17 protein-coding genes and 1 pseudogene are annotated in these 16,793 nt (G+C 73.9%); 11 read left to right on the top strand and 7 right to left on the bottom strand.

All coding sequences use genetic code 11. From position 1 onward, the window contains the following. Positions 1-34 precede the first annotated feature (34 nt). Together rpsR and DTL70_RS25855 are read left to right on the top strand one after the other, a co-directional pair. Positions 35-271, top strand: coding sequence for a 30S ribosomal protein S18 (gene rpsR / locus DTL70_RS25860; protein WP_114024418.1), 237 nt, complete (start codon positions 35-37; stop codon positions 269-271). Between the two features lie 100 nt (positions 272-371). After that, positions 372-833: a nucleotidyltransferase domain-containing protein gene (locus DTL70_RS25855; protein WP_114024417.1), complete on the top strand. Its 462-nt coding sequence runs from the start codon at positions 372-374 to the stop codon at positions 831-833. 24 nt (positions 834-857) lie between these two features. On the opposite strand, the gene DTL70_RS25850 is transcribed toward DTL70_RS25855, so the two are convergent. Then, on the bottom strand, positions 858-2,666 hold the full coding sequence (locus DTL70_RS25850) for an IclR family transcriptional regulator domain-containing protein (RefSeq protein ID WP_114024416.1): 1,809 nt from the start codon (positions 2,664-2,666) through the stop codon (positions 858-860). A gap of 343 nt (positions 2,667-3,009) precedes the next feature. On the opposite strand from DTL70_RS25850, the gene pcaH reads away from it, so the two are divergent. The 6 genes from pcaH (at position 3,010) to DTL70_RS25820 (ending at position 8,466) form a co-directional block, all read left to right on the top strand. Next, positions 3,010-3,885, top strand: a complete 876-nt coding sequence (pcaH, locus tag DTL70_RS25845) for a protocatechuate 3,4-dioxygenase subunit beta (protein ID WP_245979751.1) — start codon at positions 3,010-3,012, stop codon at positions 3,883-3,885. Continuing rightward, complete coding sequence (pcaG, locus tag DTL70_RS25840; RefSeq protein ID WP_245979749.1) at positions 3,882-4,544, top strand: protocatechuate 3,4-dioxygenase subunit alpha; 663 nt, start codon at positions 3,882-3,884, stop codon at positions 4,542-4,544. Before pcaH ends, pcaG begins: the two co-directional genes overlap by 4 nt. After that, complete coding sequence (gene pcaB, locus DTL70_RS25835) at positions 4,483-5,934, top strand: 3-carboxy-cis,cis-muconate cycloisomerase (protein ID WP_114024415.1); 1,452 nt, start codon at positions 4,483-4,485, stop codon at positions 5,932-5,934. The genes pcaG and pcaB overlap by 62 nt, the downstream gene beginning before the upstream one ends. Then, positions 5,931-6,752 carry an alpha/beta fold hydrolase gene (locus tag DTL70_RS25830; protein ID WP_245979747.1) on the top strand — a complete coding sequence of 274 codons (822 nt, stop codon included), beginning with the start codon at positions 5,931-5,933 and terminating at the stop codon, positions 6,750-6,752. Before pcaB ends, DTL70_RS25830 begins: the two co-directional genes overlap by 4 nt. After that, positions 6,749-7,945 carry a 4-hydroxybenzoate 3-monooxygenase gene (locus DTL70_RS25825; RefSeq protein ID WP_114024414.1) on the top strand — a complete coding sequence of 399 codons (1,197 nt, stop codon included), beginning with the start codon at positions 6,749-6,751 and terminating at the stop codon, positions 7,943-7,945. The genes DTL70_RS25830 and DTL70_RS25825 overlap by 4 nt, the downstream gene beginning before the upstream one ends. Positions 7,946-8,073: 128 nt before the next feature. Further along, a complete protein-coding gene (locus tag DTL70_RS25820) occupies positions 8,074-8,466 on the top strand; it encodes a DUF2267 domain-containing protein (RefSeq protein WP_114024413.1) in 393 nt (130 codons plus the stop codon). 179 nt (positions 8,467-8,645) lie between these two features. Here DTL70_RS25820 and DTL70_RS25815 read toward each other — a convergent pair whose 3' ends face one another. After that, positions 8,646-9,140, bottom strand: coding sequence for a MarR family winged helix-turn-helix transcriptional regulator (locus DTL70_RS25815; RefSeq protein WP_245979745.1), 495 nt, complete (start codon positions 9,138-9,140; stop codon positions 8,646-8,648). Between the two features lie 292 nt (positions 9,141-9,432). Between DTL70_RS25815 and DTL70_RS25810 the strand changes: the two genes are divergently transcribed. Together DTL70_RS25810 and trxA are read left to right on the top strand one after the other, a co-directional pair. Then, on the top strand, positions 9,433-10,614 hold the full coding sequence (locus DTL70_RS25810) for a PP2C family protein-serine/threonine phosphatase (protein WP_114024411.1): 1,182 nt from the start codon (positions 9,433-9,435) through the stop codon (positions 10,612-10,614). A 236-nt stretch (positions 10,615-10,850) separates the two neighbouring features. Next, positions 10,851-11,258 carry a thioredoxin gene (gene trxA / locus DTL70_RS25805; RefSeq protein WP_114024410.1) on the top strand — a complete coding sequence of 136 codons (408 nt, stop codon included), beginning with the start codon at positions 10,851-10,853 and terminating at the stop codon, positions 11,256-11,258. Positions 11,259-11,381: 123 nt separating this feature from the next. On the opposite strand, the gene DTL70_RS25800 is transcribed toward trxA, so the two are convergent. Beyond that, positions 11,382-12,821, bottom strand: a complete 1,440-nt coding sequence (locus tag DTL70_RS25800) for an ABC transporter permease (RefSeq protein ID WP_114024409.1) — start codon at positions 12,819-12,821, stop codon at positions 11,382-11,384. Positions 12,822-12,988: 167 nt separating this feature from the next. Here DTL70_RS25800 and DTL70_RS25795 point away from each other — a divergent pair, with 167 nt between their 5' ends. Further along, a complete protein-coding gene (locus DTL70_RS25795) occupies positions 12,989-13,627 on the top strand; it encodes a TetR/AcrR family transcriptional regulator (RefSeq protein ID WP_114024408.1) in 639 nt (212 codons plus the stop codon). 21 nt (positions 13,628-13,648) lie between these two features. On the opposite strand, the gene DTL70_RS25790 is transcribed toward DTL70_RS25795, so the two are convergent. The 4 genes and pseudogenes from DTL70_RS25790 to DTL70_RS25770 all read right to left on the bottom strand — a co-directional run. Next, positions 13,649-14,725 carry an ATP-dependent DNA ligase gene (locus DTL70_RS25790; RefSeq protein ID WP_114024407.1) on the bottom strand — a complete coding sequence of 359 codons (1,077 nt, stop codon included), beginning with the start codon at positions 14,723-14,725 and terminating at the stop codon, positions 13,649-13,651. A gap of 47 nt (positions 14,726-14,772) precedes the next feature. Further along, complete coding sequence (locus DTL70_RS25785; protein WP_114024406.1) at positions 14,773-14,979, bottom strand: DUF397 domain-containing protein; 207 nt, start codon at positions 14,977-14,979, stop codon at positions 14,773-14,775. Then, positions 14,972-15,772 (bottom strand): helix-turn-helix domain-containing protein, encoded by an 801-nt coding sequence (locus DTL70_RS25780; protein ID WP_245979743.1) that lies wholly within the window; start codon positions 15,770-15,772, stop codon positions 14,972-14,974. Before DTL70_RS25780 ends, DTL70_RS25785 begins: the two co-directional genes overlap by 8 nt. A gap of 512 nt (positions 15,773-16,284) precedes the next feature. Further along, positions 16,285-16,645 (bottom strand): annotated as a pseudogene (locus DTL70_RS25770) (alpha/beta hydrolase); the annotation flags it as partial. Positions 16,646-16,793 lie beyond the last annotated feature (148 nt).

Here is a 16,793-nt window from a genome sequence, read left to right as displayed (position 1 = left end):
CCTGCCTGTCATCCCGTTCCCTCATGGAGGTCCCATGTCCCGCCGCACCACCGGCCGCACGCCGCAGCGTCCCCGTCCCAATCCGCTGGACGTCGCGGGCATCACCTCCATCGACTACAAGGACACCGGCCTGCTACGGAAGTTCCTCTCCGACCGCGGCAAGATCCGCAGCCGCCGCGTCACCCGCGTCACGGCCCAACAGCAGCGCCGGCTCGCCACCGCCGTGAAGAACGCCAGGGAGATGGGGCTGCTGCCCTACGCGAGCCGCTGACCGGGCCCCTCCCCTCGCGGGCGGCCGACCGCAGGACATCCCCCCGCGTGGGCCGACCGCGGGCCGCCGCCTCGCCGTCGGCCGCCCGTAGGCTCTCCGTATGCGCCACCCGCCTCTCCCCTCCCCCGGTCCCGACCTGCCGGCCGCACGCGTCGCCGAGATCAACGAGGTGCTCGCCAGGGTGACCGACTGGGCGGCCCGCCGCCCGGACGTGGCCGGGTTGCTGTTGGTCGGCTCCTGCGCCCGGGGCGCGGCACGGACGGGCTCGGATGTCGATCTCGTCCTGCTGGTGGCCGACGTGTCCGCCTTCGACGGGGACGCCTGGGCCCGCGGACTCGGGCTGCCGCAGCCCGTACGCACCCGGCAGTGGGGGGTCATCCGGGAGCGCCGCTTCACGGCGCGCTCGGGGCTCGAGGTGGAGTTCGGGATCGGAGCGCCGTCGTGGGCGCCCACGCAGCCGGTGGACCCGGGAACCCGCCGCGTCGTCGGGGACGGGGCGCTCGTCCTGTACGGCCCTGTGGGCCTGCTCGCCGAGCTGAAGGACGCCTGTCGCGGGGGCTGAGCGCGGCCGCGAGGGGGAGCCCCGCTACGGCGCGCCGGTGAGCGCCTCCCGCGCCAGGTACTCCGTCGCGGCCGCGAGGTCCGCCTCGATCCGGCGGGCCGTCGCGCGCAGTTCGGGCAGGACGGCGGTGCGCAGCTCCTCCGGGGTGCGCTGGGCGGCGTGGGCGGCGACGTTGAGGGCGGCGGCCACCCGGCCGTGCCGGTCGTGGAGGGGGACGGCGAGGGAGCACAGTCCTTCTTCCAGTTCCTGGTCGACCAGGGCGTGGCCGTCCCGCCGTGCGGACTCCAGGGCGGCGGCCAGCTCCGGCTGCCGGGTGAGGGTGCGGCCGGTGAGGGGTCGCGGCGCCGAACGGGCCAGCCGGTCCGCGGCCTCCCGGCGGTCCAGCCCGGCCAGCAGGACGCGGCCCATGGCGGCGGCGTACGCGGGAAGCCGGGTGCCCACACCGAGGTCGACGCCCATGACGCGGGTGGCGGCGACGCGTGCCACGTAGCGGATGCCGGTGCCGTCCAGGACGGCGATCGAGGCCGAGTCGTGGACGCGGCCGACCAGTTCGGCCAGGTGGGGGGTGGCGATCCGCTCGAATGTGAGGCCCGCGTGGACGGCGAAGCCGAGTCCGAGCGTTCTGGGCAGCGGCACGAAACGCGTCTCGTCGGTGCCCGCGCCCACGTAGCCGAGGTGGCGCAGCGCGTGCAGGAAGCGGCGGGCGGTGGCCCGGGAGAGCCCGGTGGCGGCCGCGACCTGGGAGAGGGTGAGGCCTTCGGGGGCGCGCAGCGCACTCAGGACGGTGAGGCCGCGGGCGAGCGACTGCAGGAAGCCGGGCCCGACTTCGTCCTTGACCGCCCGCAGGGCCGCCGCCCGTGTGGGCACGGCCGCCGGTGCAGGACCGGGCGCCGACGCGGACTCCGGCGCCGGTATCGGCGCCGGTGGCGGTGGGAAGTGGTGCGCGGGGCCGGGGGCCGGGTGCTGTGTCCCGCGCCCTGACGTGGCGAGCGTCTCGCGCATCCTCGCGGCGCAGGCGCGCAGCCGGGGCAGCGCGTGGGCCGTGAGGCTGTCCGCGGTGTGTCTGCTGGTGTGGCTGGCGACGCTGACGGCGCCGACGAGCGTCGAGTCGGGCCCGTACACGGGCAGGGCGACGGCGACGAGTCCGGGCTCGACGAGTTGGTCGTCGACGGCGGCGCCCGCCTCGTGGGCCGCGGCGACGCGGGCCGTGAACTCCTCGGCACCTGGCGCCTGCCACGGGCCGCGGCGCGGCGGGAGGGCGAGGAACCCGGCGGCGTGCGGGTCCGCTGCCAGGCGCTGCCGCCAGCGCCGCCACGTCGCTTCATCCCACCGGGCGGCGAACAGGGCGCCGGGCGCGCATCGTTCGGCGGGCAGCAGGTCACCGATGTGGAAGGTGACGGCCATGGCGCGCCGCCGCGGGCACTGGATGACGAAGCGCACTCCGTCGTGGTCGGGGACGGCGACGGAGACCGACTCGTCCAGTTCGTCGGCGAGCCGGTGGGCGTGCGGGCCCAGCACCGAGGGCAGTCCGCTCGCGGCCAGATAGGCGTTGCCGAACTCCAGGACGCGGGGCGCCAGGCGGAGGTCGGGGCCCTCGGTGCGCAGGTACCCGAGGTGGACGAGGGTGGCGGCGACGCGGTCGAGGGTGGCGCGGGCGAGCGGACAGACGCGCACGAGTTCGGCGCGGCTGAGCCGGCCGCCCGGCGCCGCCGCCAGGGCGCCGAGAACCATAAGGCCGCGCTCCACGGTGGCCACGGCCTCCCCGCCGGGCGCGGCCCGGGGCGGGGAGGGCGTGGGCGGTGCGGGCGGTGGGGTCGCTGCGCTGCGTGGCATGCGGTCCTCCGAAGTCCTCACGGGGCGGGCGGCGTCACACGCCCGCTCCCGGCACGTGTCCGACGGGGGCACGGGCGGGCCGCGGGCGCGGTCTCCCGGGCGCGGCGCCCCTTGCCGCCCACTGCCGCCCATTGACACGGCCTCGTGCCCGGAAGAGACTCGCCGGGCGTTCGCGGTAACGAACGATAGTTCACTGTGCGAACACCGGACAGCGCAGGCCGCGTACCCGCCGCCGACGCACGGCCTCGATCGGCGCCGTCCCGCGCGAGTGCGCGCCCGGTGGCGAGGCCGCCGAGGTGGCCGAGCGCACCGCCGCCCCGATCCGCGTCCCCGAGGAGGCCCGATGACCGCACAGCACCCTCCCCCGCCGGCCGAGCCCGGCTCGGCCGCCCCGCACGCACAGCCCGTCCCACCCCCGCCCCCGCACGGTGCCACCGCACGAGGCGATGCGCCGCCCCTCTCCCCCGCGCCCTCGCAGGCGGACATCGACGAGGCCATCGGCGCTGCGCACGCGCGGGCCGCGCACGCGGCGACCCGGGACCATCCGCCGCGCGACTTCCCGCCGTACCGCAGCAGCGCCCTGCGCCACCCGCTCGCCGCGCCGCTGCCGCTGCGCGACCCGGAGGCCGTCGAGCTGAGGGGCCCCGTCTTCGGTGTCACGGACGTCACCGCGCTGGACAGCGACCTGACGCGCCGGCACCACGCGGAACCGCTGGGAGAGCGGATCACCGTCACAGGGCGGGTCCTCGACCGGCGCGGGCGCCCCGTGCGCGGGCAGCTGGTGGAGGTCTGGCAGGCCAACGCCTCAGGCCGGTACGCACACCGGCTCGACCAGCATCCGGCGCCGCTCGACCCGCACTTCACCGGGTTCGGCCGCTGCCTGACCGACGACGAGGGCCGGTACGCCTTCACCACGATCAAGCCGGGCGCCTACCCGTGGCGCAACCACACCAACGCCTGGCGCCCCGCGCACATCCACTTCTCCCTCTTCGGCGACGCCTTCGCCCAGCGGCTGGTGACGCAGATGTACTTTCCCGGGGACCCGCTCTTCCCCTACGACCCGATCCTGCGGTCGGTCACCGACCTGGCGGCACGCGAGAGGCTGGTCGCCGACTACGACCACGAGTTGTCCGTTCCCGAGTGGTCGCTGGGCTACCGCTGGGACATCGTCTTGGACGGCCCGGCCGCCACCTGGTGCGAGGAGGGCCGCGCCCGATGACCGAACCGACCGCGGCCGCGCCCGCCGCCATGCCGCTCCCGCCCACCCCGTCGCAGACCGTCGGCCCCTTCTACGGCTACGCGCTCTCCTTCGCCGGGGGCGGCGACCTCGTCCCCGCCGGGCATCCCGAAGCGCTCACCCTGCACGGGTACGTCTTCGACGGGGCGGGAGAGCCGGTGCCCGACGCGCTGCTGGAGTTCTGGCAGGCGGACCCGGCAGGAGCGACCGCCGGGGCGCCCGGCTCGCTGCGCCACGACCCCGCGACCGGGCAGGTCGTGGGCCGCGACACCGTACGCTTCACCGGCTTCGCCCGGGTACCGGCGGACGCCGACGGACACTGGACGCTCCGTACCCTGGCGCCGGGCCCGCACCGCCCCGCCGCCGTACCGTACCTGGCGCTCCTGCTGTTCGCGCGAGGCCTGCTGCACCACCTGCATACCCGCGTCCACCTGCCCGAACACGCCGAAGCGCTGGCCGCTGAGCCGGAGTTCGCCGCGCTGCCGCCCGAACGCCTCAACACGCTGCTCGCCGTTCGCGAAGCAGAGCGGCGCTACCGCTTCGACCTCCGCCTCCAGGGCGAGAAGGAGACGGTCTTCTGTGACTTCCCCCTCGGACCCCACCAGCCCCCCGGCGCCGCCCCCGTCCCAGGGGCCCGGTGACGCACCCGACGACGGGGCCGATTGCGGGCTGCTCTCCCCCGTGCGGGCGGGCTCCCCGGCCGAGTCCGCGACGGGCGACCGCGCGTTCCTCCAGGCGCTGCTCGACGCCGAGGCCGCCCTCACCCGCGCCCAGGCCGGGCTCGGGCTCGCCCCCGACGCGGCGGCGCGCGCCGTCACCGCCGCGGCGGACGCCACGCGCTTCGACGTACGGGACCTGGCGCTGCGCGCCGGCGCCGGGGGCAACCCCGTCATTCCGCTGGTCGCCGACCTCACCGCGGCGGTGGGGGAAGCGGCCGGGCCCTGGGTGCACCGGGGCGCCACCAGCCAGGACATCATGGACACCGCCACCATGCTGGTCGCCCACCGCACACTCGGCCACCTGCTGGCCGACCTGGAGCGCACCGCCGCCGCGCTGGCCGCGCTCGCCGCCGCCCACAGGGACAGCGCCATGCCGGGCCGTACCCTCACCCAGCACGCCGTGCCCACCACCTTCGGCCTCAAGGCGGCAGGCTGGCGGGCCCTGGTGCTGGACGCGCGGCGGCGGCTGACCCGCGTTCGGGAGGCGCTGCCCGTGCAACTGGGCGGCGCGGCGGGGACCCTGGCCGCGTTCGCCGCGCACGGCGGTGGGGAGGCGGCCCTGCGGCTGCCCTCGCTGCTCGCCCGGGAGACGGGTCTCGCCGAACCGCCGCTGCCCTGGCACACCCTGCGCACGCCCGTCGCCGATCTGGCGGCCGCCCTCGCCCACACCGCGGGCGGTCTGGGCAAGCTCGCCGCGGACGTGCTGGCGCTGTCCCGTACGGAGACGGCGGAGGTGGCCGAGGGCGCGGGCGGCGGTTCATCGGCCATGCCGCACAAGGCCAACCCGGTGCGGGCCACCCTCGTCGCCTCAGCGGCACGGCAGCTCCCCGCGCTGGCCGGCGTGCTGCTGGGCGCGCTCGCCGCCGAGGACGAGCGGCCCGCCGGAGCCTGGCACGCCGAATGGCAGACCCTGCGCGAGGCGCTGCGGTTGACCGGGGGCGCGGCACGGTGCGCCGCCGAGCTCGCGGAGGGGCTGCGCGTGCGGCCCGACCGCATGCGCGAGAACCTCGCGCTGACGGGCGGGCGCCTCGTCTCCGAGCACGCGGCGCTCGTCCTGTCCCGGTACGTGGGGCGGGCGCGGGCCGGCGCGCTGGTCACCGAGGCCGCCGCACGGTCGGCGTCCGAACACGCCGCGTTCGTCGACGTCCTGCGGGGGTACGGCGAACTGGCCGGCGTCCCGCAGGAGGTCTGGGCCGGCCTGGCCGAGCCCGCGCACCACACGGGCTGCGCGCCCGCGCTCGTGGACCGGGCGCTGGCCGAAGGACCGGCCGCACCATCCCGCACAGCACCGCGATCCGAGGAGAGTCCGTGACCCTGCCGCACCACCGCCTCGACGGCCCCGCAGACGGCACCCCGCTGATCCTGGGCCCGTCCCTGGGCACCTCCCTCACCGTGTGGGAGCCCCAGGTCCCCGCCCTGACCCGGCACCACAGGGTGCTGCGGTACGACCTGCCGGGCCACGGGGGCGACGCCGTCGGCGGGAGCGCCGTCGCGCCGGACGCGGGGCCCGCCACCGTCGCCGGGCTGGCTTCGCGGGTGCTGGCGCTCGCCGACCACCACGGCTGGGAGACCTTCCGGTACGCGGGCATCTCGCTGGGCGGCGGTGTCGGCACCCACCTGGCCGTCCACCACCCCGAGCGGATCTCGTCGCTGGCGCTGGTGTGCTCCTCGGCCTGGTTCGGGGAGCCCGCGGGATGGTACGAGCGGGCCGCGCTCGTGCGCGAGGACGGCACCCGCTCCCTCTTGGAGGCGACGCCGGGACGCTGGTTCGCCGAGCCCGAGCGGATGACCGGCACGAAGCTCGGTGCACGGCTGCTCGCGGACCTCGCCGAGGCCGACCCGGCCGGGTACGCCGCCTGCTGCGAGGCCGTCGCCGCCTTCGACGCGCGGCCCGCGCTGTCGCGGATCACCACGCCGACGCTGATCGTCGCAGGCGCCGCGGACCCGGCCATCCCGCCCGCCCACGCCGGTGAACTCGCGCGCGGCATCCGCGCGTCCACGCTCGTGCAGGTGCCGGGCGCGGCGCACCTGGCCGGTGTGGAGCGGCCCGAGGCCGTCACCGAAGCGCTGCTCGCCCTCTGGGACGGCGCCACCCCGCCGCACACCGCCGGGGAACGAGGCCCCGCATGAGTCCCGGCTCGCGCACGCGGGTGGCCGTCGTCGGTGCGGGCCCCGCAGGGCTGCTGCTCGCCCGGCTGCTGCATCTGCACGGCATCGACTGCGTCGTCCTGGAGAGCCGGGGGCGCGGTTACGTGGAGCAGCGGCAGCGGGCCGGGATCCTGGAGCAGAGCACCGTCGACGTACTGCGCCGGGCGGGCGCCGCGGACCGGCTGGAGCGCGAGGGGCTGCCGCACGACGGCATCGAACTGCGCTTCGCCGGGCGCCGCCACCGTCTCGACTTCCCCGCGCTCACCGGCGGCCGCCGCGTGTGGGTCTACGCCCAGACGGAGGTCGTCAAGGACCTCATAGCACTCCAACTCGCCGACGGCCCTCCCCTCTTGTTCGAGGCGCCGGTGCACGCGGTGGAGGGCGCCCAGGACGGCGGCTGCACCGTCCACTACACCCACGAGGGGCGCAAGCGGGCGCTGGTCTGCGACTGGGTCGTCGGCTGCGACGGCTTCCACGGTGTCGTGCGCGACGCCGTCCCGGCCCACGCGCGCCAGGTGCACGAGCGCGTCCACCCGTACGCGTGGCTGGGCATCCTGGCAGACGCGCCCCCCGTCCACGACGAGCTGATCTACGCCCACTCGCCGCGTGGCTTCGCGCTGGCCAGCATGCGCTCCCCGGCGGTCAGCCGGCTCTACCTCCAGGTGCCGGTCGGTACGGAGCCCGACGCCTGGCCCGACGAGCGGATCTGGGACGAGCTGGACACCCGGTTCGGGGCGGACGCCGGCTGGCGGCTGACACGCGGCCCGGTCACTCAGAAGGCCGTGCTGCCGATGCGCAGTTCGGTGACCGAGCCGATGCGCTACGGGCGGGTGCTGCTGGCCGGGGACGCGGCACACATCGTCCCGCCGACAGGTGCCAAGGGCCTCAACCTGGCGGCGTCCGACGTGGCGGTGCTGGCCCGCGCCTTCGCCCGCCTGTACGAGACCGGCTCGACCGCCCTGCTCGACACCTACTCCGACGACTGCCTGCGGCGGGTGTGGCGCGCCCAGCACTTCTCCTCCTTCATGACCACCACCCTGCACACCGCGCCCGACCAGTCCTCCTTCGACACCCGGCTCCAGCTCTCCCAGCTGGAGCGCGTCGCCGCCTCCCCGCACGCCGCGGCGGAACTGGCCGCGAACTACACGGGGGCGCCGCTGCCCGACGAGGGGTAGCCCGCGCTCGGGGCCGCCCACCGTGACCTCGGACATCCCACCCATGGACGAGCGGCCCACTGGGTACCGCGAGGCGCGAGACCACCGCGCACAAGGGCACGAGATCCGGCGGCACGAAGGAGCCGATCATGAGGTACGACGAGTTCCTGGCCCAGGTCCGCGAACGCGGCGAGTACCACGACCAGCAGGAGGCCGAGCAGGTCGCCTGGGTGGTACTGAGCGTGCTCGCCAACCGCATCACCCCCGTCAAGGCCGGAGAACTGGCGGCCCAGCTGCCGGGCCCGCTCGGACCCGTCGTCGCCGAGGCGGGCGAGGACGACCCCGAGACGTTCGGTGTGGCCCGGTTCTGCGAGCGCGTCGCCGCGCAGACGGGCGCCCGCCCCCGCACCGCGGAGTGGGACGCCAGTGCCGTCCTGTCGACCCTCGCCGACGCGGTCTCAGGCGGAGAGCTCAACCAGCTGATCAGCCAGCTGCCGAGCGGCTATGCGGCGCTCTTCGGCAAGGCCGAACTGAGCAGGTGAGGTGCGCGCCACCAGGTGCGCGCCACCAGGTGCGCGCCACCAGGTGTGCGCCGCCAGGTGTGCGCCGTCAGGCGCGGCGGGTCCGGTGCGGCTGAGGCGCGTCGGCCGCGCTGGGCGGCCTGGGCCGGCCCGGAGGACTGGGGCGGCCGAAGGGCCGACCGCGGGTGGCCCGGTCGGGGTCAGGCGGAGCGGTCCACCTCTTCGAGCTCTTCGAGGGCGTTCAGCCGCCGCGTGGGCGTGGCGCCCTCCGCCGCTTCCCGGAAGGCCTGCAAGCCCTCCGCCAGGACCGCGCGGGCCTTGGGCGGCATCGCCGCGAGGGTCGCCGTGAGGGCTTCCTCACGGCGCAGCCGCAGGTCGCTCAGGTATTTCTTGCCCTGACGGGTCAGGTGCAGCTCCAGCTCCCGGCGGCTGACGGGGCTGGGCAGGCGCTCCAGGAAGCCGAGCGCCTGGAGCCGGTCGCACAGCCTGCTGACGGAGGAGGGCGCAGAGCCCAGCAGCTCCCCCAGCGTGCGGAGGTTCATGCCCTCGTCACGGTCGAGGCAGTAGAGGACCCGCAGCTGCGAGGCGGAGACGGGCGAGGTGGAGACCGCGTCCCTGCCGTGCTCCCACAGGATCTCCAGCAGTTCGATGACCTCGCCGGCCGTCCCGGCTGCCTCGTGCGAGGTCGAGGTCACGTTCACTCCCCATTTCCGGCGCTTCTGCCCGTCGTCACGGGGCACACTCGTCGCCTGTCCGTCTCCGTGCAAGGGGCGGAGAAGAGCTTATCGCCCTCCGGCACTCTTCGGACAGGCCCGCGCGGCAGGCCCTCACCCGCAGGTCACGGTCTTGTGTCCGGGCCGCCGAGTGGTCATCTGTTGTCATTCAGCGAATATTGCAGTGCGACGATAATGTACTGGTCCGGCCGCAGGGTACGCAGTGCCCCCTGCCAGGCCGTCGCACGATTCGGCAGAACGAGAAGCAGGAGACGTGGACAGATTCGCCGTGGTCGAGCGGGCCTTGCGCGCCGCCGCCCCCCACGCATTGATGGATGTCGTCGAGCAGGCACTGCGAGAACAGTACGGAGCGTCCGGAGCCGAGTTGCGCATGGCCGACCTCGGCATGCGCACCCTGCAGCGGGTCGAGCCCGTGCCGTCCGCCGCCGAGCCGCTGCGCATCCACAACAGTCCGCAGGGGCGTGCGCTGCGGGCGCCGGAGCCTCTCGTCCTGACCGACAGGGCGGCACGGACGGTGACGGTGCACCTGCCGGTGAGCGTACGAGGGGACCGGCTGGGCGTGCTGTCGGTCGCCTTCCCCTCCGGCACCGACGCGCACGGCCTGCTGCCCGAGCTGGAGGACCTGTGCCGGGCCCTCGGTCACGAGATCACGGTCGCCGAGCGCGACACGGACCTCTACCAGCGAGCCCGCCGGGCCACCCGGCTGACGCTGGCCGCGGAGATGCAGTGGCAGCTGCTGCCCGGCCGGTCCCTGCGGCGCGCGGAGTTCGCCCTGGGGGCCCACCTGGAGCCCGCGTACTCCACGAGCGGGGACAACTTCGACTGGTCCGTCTCGGCCGACCATCTGACCGTCGCCGTCGCCAACGGCATGGGCGACGGTGTGGAGGCGGCCCTGCTGACCAACCTCGCCGTCAGCGCGATGCGCAACGCCCGCCGCGCCGGCCTCTCACTGGCCGACCAGGCCGCGCTCACCGACCAGGCCGTGTACGCACAGCACCGGGGCGCCGCGCACGTCGCGATGGTCCTGATCCGCTTCGAGCTCGCCACGGGCCGGGCCGAGGTCGTCGAGGCCGGGTCACCGCGCGCCTGGCTGCGCCGGGAGGGCAAGGTGGACCCCGTGGTCTTCGACGCGCAGCTGCCGCTGGGCATGTTCGAGGACACCCACTACGTGACCGAGCACTTCAGGATGCAGCCAGGTGACCGGCTGCTGCTGGCGACGGACGGCGTCTACGAGGCCCGCTCCCCCGCCGGCGAGGCCTTCGGTGACCACGCGCTGGCCCGCTCGCTGACCGCCAACGGGCTGCTGCCCGCCGCGCAGGTGCCCCGCGCGGTCTTCCAGGAGCTCACCCGCCACCGCGGCGAGGGACCCTCCGAGGACGACGCCCTCGCGGTGTGCGTCGACTGGTACGGGCGCTGCGGGACGGACCAGGCCTGACGCCCCTCAGCGCCCCCTTCCCGGTCCACGCCTGATCCGGAGAGAGGCGGTCCGGGGCGCGTGCGCGAGAGGGAGGCACACGCCCCGAGAGGCCGGCGGTTGCCCGAGAGGTGCGCTCACCGGGGAGGCGCGCTTGCCGGAGAAGGGGGTGGGCGGGGAATGTGGGGCCCGGCGGGGCTTGTTTCCCGCCACACCAGGGCGCGGCCCGTCCTGATGCCCCCATCGCAGGAGACAGCATGAGCACCATCGAGCTGACCACGGACAACTTCGAGGAGACCATCGCGGGGAACGACTTCATCCTGATCGATTTCTGGGCGTCCTGGTGCGGCCCCTGCCGCAGCTTCGCCCCGGTGTACGAGGCCGCCGCCGAGCGCCACTCCGACCTGGCCTTCACCAAGGTGGACACGGAGGCCCAGCAGGAGCTGGCAGCGGCGTTCGAGGTGCAGTCGATCCCGACTCTGGCGATCATCCGCGACCGCACCCTGATCTTCTCCCAGCCCGGTGCGCTTCCCGAGGCCGCTCTGGAGGACGTGATCGGCCAGGCCCGCGCGCTGGACATGGAAGAGGTCCACAAGTCCGCCGCCGAGGCCCAGCAGGGCGGCGGCCCCGAGCAGGGCGGCGGCCCTGCGGGCGGCAACGCCTGAGGGGCCGGTATCAGGAGGGGCGGGCGGCCACGGCCGAGCGCCTCGCCGCCCCGCACCCGCACGACGACGGCCGCCCGGGCGTGAACCCGGGCGGCCGTCGTCGTGGTCGCCGCACGCGGCCTGCTACCGCCCCGTACCCGCGGGGACGGGACGGCGGTCCAGGCGGAAGTCCTGCCGGACGGGGTGACCGTCCCTGGCCCGTACGCGGGCGACGGCGGCGAGCCGGTCGGGGCTGCTGGCGATGACGTTGACGAACTCGTCGGGCAGTCCGGCCGCGGCGTACTCGCCGTTCTCGTCGGTGATCGCGCGGACCAGCTCCCTGCCGTGGGTGCCGGTGACCGTGATGGCGACGCCGTGGACCGCCCGGCCGCCCTCGTCGGTGACCCGTCCCGTCAGGGTGGGCTGCTGCTGCCCCATGCGGTGCAGGTGCGGCGGCACGGCACTGGGCCGTGGCAGCTCGAAGGAGGGGTCCTCGACCGGGGGCTCGGACGGCGTGACGGCCGCCTGCGGCTCGTCGGCCGCCACCTCGGCCTCGGCCTCGGTACCGGCCTCGGTACCGTTCCCGGCCTCCTTGCGGGCCGCGCGCCGCTCCTTCCAGAGGCCGAGCGCGAGCAGCGCGGCACCGGCGACGATCCACGCGCACAGCACCAGCACGTGCCGCCACACGTCCTTGCCGTCGAAGTAGAACAGCCCGCGCAGCGCCTCGATGAGGTTGCCCATCGGCATGATCGGGTGGAGCGCCCTGAAGAAGCCCGGGACCATCTGGACGGGTATCGCGCCACCGCTGGAGGGCATGCTCAGCAGGACGAACAGCCCCATGGCCACGCCGGGGAAGAACTGCTTGAAGAACGGCACCAGACCCAAGGAGGTCTGCGCGACGGCCTGGGTCATCAGGAAGATCAGCGGAATGGCCAGCGGCTCGTTCGGGATGACGTCCATGCCGCGCGCCACGAAGAAGGCCACGACGCTCTCGACGGCTCCGACGGCCGCGAGCGTGAGCACCTTCTTGCGCCGCCCGAAGGTGGTGGCCCGCAGCAGCATCATCACGCTGATGTACGAGGGGATGGTGCAGGCGAGGACGACGTAGAACAGTCCGGTTCCCATGCCGTCGCCCGGCGCGGTGGGTGCGGCCTCGTGGACCTGGAGTTGCCCGCCGCTCTGCTGGGCGACGGAGGTGAAGGTCTTCTGGAGGACCGACTCCAGCGAGTAGCCGTCGGCCTTGGCGACGTAGAGCTGCGGCTGCTTGGCGTCGGGCACGTAGCCCGCGGTCGCCTCGCGCCCTGTGACGGCGTCGTGCGCCGCGTCGGCGTCGGCGACCTGGTGGATGTCGAAGGCGCCGGGGCTCTTGTGTTCGAGCGCCTGTTCCAGCTGCGGCGCGGTGGGCCCCGCCACGGCCACGTCCACGTGGTGGGGGACGGGGTTGTGGAAGGGCAGCAGGTAGCAGACGAGGAAGCCGGTGAAGAAGAACGCCGGGAACCAGAGCGTCTCCGCCAGGGTGCGCACGGTCGTGCGGAGCGCCGAGGGGCCGCCTCCGCTCTCCGGTTCCGCCTTGTGTTCCGCCATGGGCTGGGGTCCGCCTCCTCGTAAAAATATGTGGCATGGCCAATGATTAGCTACGCTAACAGAAAGGTGCAGCGCTGCAAAAATGCACTACTGTAGGAAGCGCCACAGGTGAGACCGCGGGTGGGACCGCGGGAGAGAACCGCAACCGGGAGAGCACGGGAGCACAGATGGCCGCCGAGACCGCCGAGACCGCCCACGGTCTCCGGGAGCGGAAGAAACTGGAGACCCGCTCGGCACTGCGCGCCGCCGCGGTGGCGATGTATCTGGAACGCGGCCCCGCCGCCGTCACCGTGCACGACATCTGCGAGGCCGCCGGGGTCTCCCCCCGCACCTTCTTCAACTACTTCGAGACCAAGGACGACGCGGTCTTCGACTGGGACAACAGGCTCACCGGCCACCTCGTCGACCTCCTGGCCGCACGGCCCGCAGCCGAGCCGCCCCTCACCGCCCTGCGCCAGACCCTGCGCACGGCGATCCCCGCACTGGTCGCCGACGCGGGCTGGCGCGAGCGCCGCAAGCTGCTGGGCGCCCATCCGGAACTGGTGCCCAAGCTGGTGCACAGCAACAGCCACATGGCCGAGGCGCTCTCCGACGCCGTCGCCGCCCGCACCGGGCTGCCCTCCGACGCCCTCTACCCGCGCCTCCTGGCGGGCGCCGGGATGACGGTGCTGCGCTCGGCCATCCGCGCCTGGGACCCGGAGTCCTCCGCCGAGGACCTGCTGGCCATGCTCGACTCCTGCTTCGACTCGCTGGCGGCCGGTCTGCCCGAGCCCACCGAGGGCGACCCGGCACGCTCTGCGCGCTGACCCCTCAGCCCCGCCGGCCCGTCACCGCCCGCCGAGCGCCTCCTCAAGGTCGTACCGTACGGGCTGCTCCAACTGCTCGTACGTGCACGAGCCCGGTTCGCGGTCGGGGCGCCAGCGCCGGAAGAGCACCGTGTGGCGGAAGCGCGCACCCTCCATATGGTCGTAGCCGACCTCGCACACCCGCTCGGGCCGCAGCGGCACCCAAGACAGGTCCTTGGTGCCGCTCCACCGGCTGGGCGCGCCCGGCATCCGGCCCTCCTCGTGCGCCGACGCGTCCTCCCAGCGGGCCCACGGGTGCTCACCCGGCCGGTCCATCCGCAGCGGCGCCAGCTCCCGCATCAGCTCACGCCTGCGCGCCGCGGTGAACGACGAGGAGGCGCCCACGTACTGCAGAGCGCCGGAGGCGTCGTAGAGCCCCAGCAGCAGCGAACCCAGCGCGTCGGCGCCGCTCTTGTGGGGGCGCAGCCCGGCCGGCACGCAGTCCGCGGTGCGCTCGTGCTTGACCTTGAGCATCACCCGCTCCCCCGGCCTGTACGGCAGCTCGGGCCGCTTGGCCACCACCCCGTCGAGCCCGGCGCCCTCGTAGTGCGCGAACCAGTCACCGGCCACCGCGCTGTCGTAGGTCACCGGCGCCAGGTACAGCGGCGGCCGTACCCCCTTGAGCGCGTTCTCCAGCATCGCGCGCCGCTCACTCAGCGGCCTGGGCATCGCGTCGGTGTCGTCGAGGGCCAGCAGGTCGAAGGCGACGAAGGAGACGGGCGTCTGCTCCGCCAGCAACCGCACCCGGGAGGCGGCCGGATGGATGCGCTGCTGGAGCGCCTCGAAGTCCAGCCGGGCGCCGAGCGGCAGCACGATCTCGCCGTCCAGCACGCAGCGGCGCGGCGCCCGCTCCCGTACCCCCTCGACCAGTTCGGGAAAGTAGCGCACCAGCGACTTGCCGGTACGGCTGATCAGCTCGACCTCGTCACCGTCCCGGAAGACCAGGCAGCGGAACCCGTCCCACTTGGCCTCGTACTGCATGCCCTCCGCCGCCTCGGGGATCGAGGCGACGGGCTTGGCGAGCATCGGTTTGACCGGTGGCAGGACAGGGAGCCGCATGGCTCCCATTGTCCGGGTCGGAGGCGAGCGACGCGCGCCGGACGGGCTCAGGCCTTGAGCCCGCCCACGAAGGCCGTCCACGCGGCCGGCGAGAACGCGAGCGGCCTGCGGGCGGTGTCCTTGGAGTCACGGACGGGGACGGCTCCGGCGTCGGCTATGAGGCCAGGGGCCCACTCGACGCAGTTGCCGCCCTCCCCACCGCTGAAGCTGGACTTGAACCAGACCGTGTCAGCGCTGGGTGTGCTGCTACTCATGGCTGCGTTCCTCCATCACGCTCTGAATCAGGTGCCGTGAGTGATCCGGTGAGAGCGCGTCCGCCCGGAGTCGTTCGTACCGGCTGCGAGCGTCCTTTACCCGCTCGGGCGAGTCAATCACACGACCGATGCCTTGCCCCTCGGAGTACAGGACGGACGGCTGATTCACGTCGTCGGGGAAGTCGAGCAACGTGAAGGGCGAGGACGCCGGGAGGGCGCCCGAAGAGAAGGGGAGCACCTGGATCGTGACGCACGGGTACTCCGACAGGAGTGTCAGGCGCCGGAGTTGAGCACGCATCACGCCGTCGCCTCCGACCCGCCGCCGCAGGGACGCCTCGTCCAGGACCAGCCAGAGAAGCGGCGGCTGGTCCTGCTCGTGCAGCTTGACGCGTTCCATCCGCAAGTCGACCTTTGCCGCGGTCTGTTCGGGAGTGTCGAGCGGCTGGCCCGACCTGAGCAGCGCCCGCGCGTACTCCCGCGTCTGCGCCCCGCCGAAGACGAGGTTGGTGCTGTAGTCGCAGATACCTGAGGCCTGTCGTTCCAGTTCGACGAAGGGGGCGAACCAGTCGGGGTGGTCGACGTTCATGAGCCGTCGGAGCGACTCGGCGAACAGGCCCCCGGTGCCGAACGCCCGGTCGCAGCCCTCCGCGAACTTCATCGAGGGGATGATCGTCCCCTTCTCGACCTTGCTGACGTAGCCCTCGGAGTATCCGGTGGCGGTCCCGAGGTGCTTCTGGGTGAGCCCTCTGGCGAGGCGGACGCGCTTCACGTCCTCGCCGAACGAGCGAGGCACACCGCCGTTCAAGTCCGGCGCCACTTTGCGCTTTCGCCCCACTCCCGACCAGCCCCTTTCATCTTCCCCTCGGAGCAGGGTCGTTGACGCCCCACTTGCCTGCCGACGTTCAAGCGGCGCCATCGTAGCCCGGCCCGTGTTGATCTGACCACAACGAGTAATCGACATGATCGGGTGGGATCGATGGAGCGAGTAGAGGCGCGTGGCTGCGAGGACTGCCAATGGTTCCGGACGCAGATCAACCGGGCCTACGGCGACGAGCGGGGCAAGGCTGATCTCGAGGCGTTGTACGGAGCGCACCTGCGCGCCAAACACGGCGACGACACACGCCGCCTGAGGGCGGTGTGACCATGTGGAGCGTCGGTCAGCGAGCTCGTGACAGGAAGTCGGGGAAGGACGGCGAGATCGTCCAGGTGACCCTTCCGTCGCCCGTGATCTACCGGCTCAGGCTGGACGATCCTCCGGGGGTCGTCGTCTACAGGTACGGCGACCAGTTGCTCCCCGTGAGCTCGTCAGGAGGTCTCGGCCGTCGCTGAGGGACAGGAACGGTCCCGGGCCGGGCGCTCGCCCGTGGCCAGGAAGGCGGTGGCGGCGTCCTTCACGCAGGTGTTGCTGCCGAACGGGTAGACACCGTGGCCGCCTTGGTCGGCGCTCACCATCCTGGCTCGTTCGCCGAGCGCGCCGCAGACTCAGAGCGCCTGCCGGCGGGGTGCCCGGGTCGCGTTCGTTTTGGACCATGAGCACGTTCGACGGGCCGCGGTCACTGATCTTCACCGGCTTCTCGATGCCCTTGCGCGGCCAGAACGCGCAGGGGTTGACGCTCCCCGTGGAACCGCCCAGCATCGGGTACCGCACCCGGTCGACCGCGGCCCCGGTCCGGTAGGCGTCCAGCTTTCGCGGCTAGGGGGTGTCTTCAATGGATCTTGGGTAGTGGATCATGGTCGGGTGATACGTCGCCATGAGCTGTCCGATGCCGAGTGGGAGTTCGTCCGACCGCTGCTGCCCGCTTCGCTGCGGGGCC

The sequence above is a fragment of the Streptomyces diacarni genome (assembly GCF_003323715.1).
GTDB lineage: Bacteria > Actinomycetota > Actinomycetes > Streptomycetales > Streptomycetaceae > Streptomyces > Streptomyces diacarni.
The sequence above is the reverse complement of the archived record's forward strand: the minus strand, read 5'-3'. Positions and strand labels throughout refer to the sequence as shown.

Coding starts and splice junctions, on each gene's coding strand:
- pcaH (WP_245979751.1), top strand. CDS start 3,010: ATGACCGCACAGCACCCTCCCCCGCCGGCCGAGCCCGGCTCGGCCGCC.
- DTL70_RS25850 (WP_114024416.1), bottom strand. CDS start 2,666: ATGCCACGCAGCGCAGCGACCCCACCGCCCGCACCGCCCACGCCCTCC.
- pcaG (WP_245979749.1), top strand. CDS start 3,882: ATGACCGAACCGACCGCGGCCGCGCCCGCCGCCATGCCGCTCCCGCCC.
- DTL70_RS25800 (WP_114024409.1), bottom strand. CDS start 12,821: ATGGCGGAACACAAGGCGGAACCGGAGAGCGGAGGCGGCCCCTCGGCG.
- DTL70_RS25855 (WP_114024417.1), top strand. CDS start 372: ATGCGCCACCCGCCTCTCCCCTCCCCCGGTCCCGACCTGCCGGCCGCA.
- DTL70_RS25785 (WP_114024406.1), bottom strand. CDS start 14,979: ATGAGTAGCAGCACACCCAGCGCTGACACGGTCTGGTTCAAGTCCAGC.
- DTL70_RS25820 (WP_114024413.1), top strand. CDS start 8,074: ATGAGGTACGACGAGTTCCTGGCCCAGGTCCGCGAACGCGGCGAGTAC.
- DTL70_RS25825 (WP_114024414.1), top strand. CDS start 6,749: ATGAGTCCCGGCTCGCGCACGCGGGTGGCCGTCGTCGGTGCGGGCCCC.
- DTL70_RS25795 (WP_114024408.1), top strand. CDS start 12,989: ATGGCCGCCGAGACCGCCGAGACCGCCCACGGTCTCCGGGAGCGGAAG.
- trxA (WP_114024410.1), top strand. CDS start 10,851: ATGAGCACCATCGAGCTGACCACGGACAACTTCGAGGAGACCATCGCG.
- rpsR (WP_114024418.1), top strand. CDS start 35: ATGTCCCGCCGCACCACCGGCCGCACGCCGCAGCGTCCCCGTCCCAAT.
- DTL70_RS25790 (WP_114024407.1), bottom strand. CDS start 14,725: ATGCGGCTCCCTGTCCTGCCACCGGTCAAACCGATGCTCGCCAAGCCC.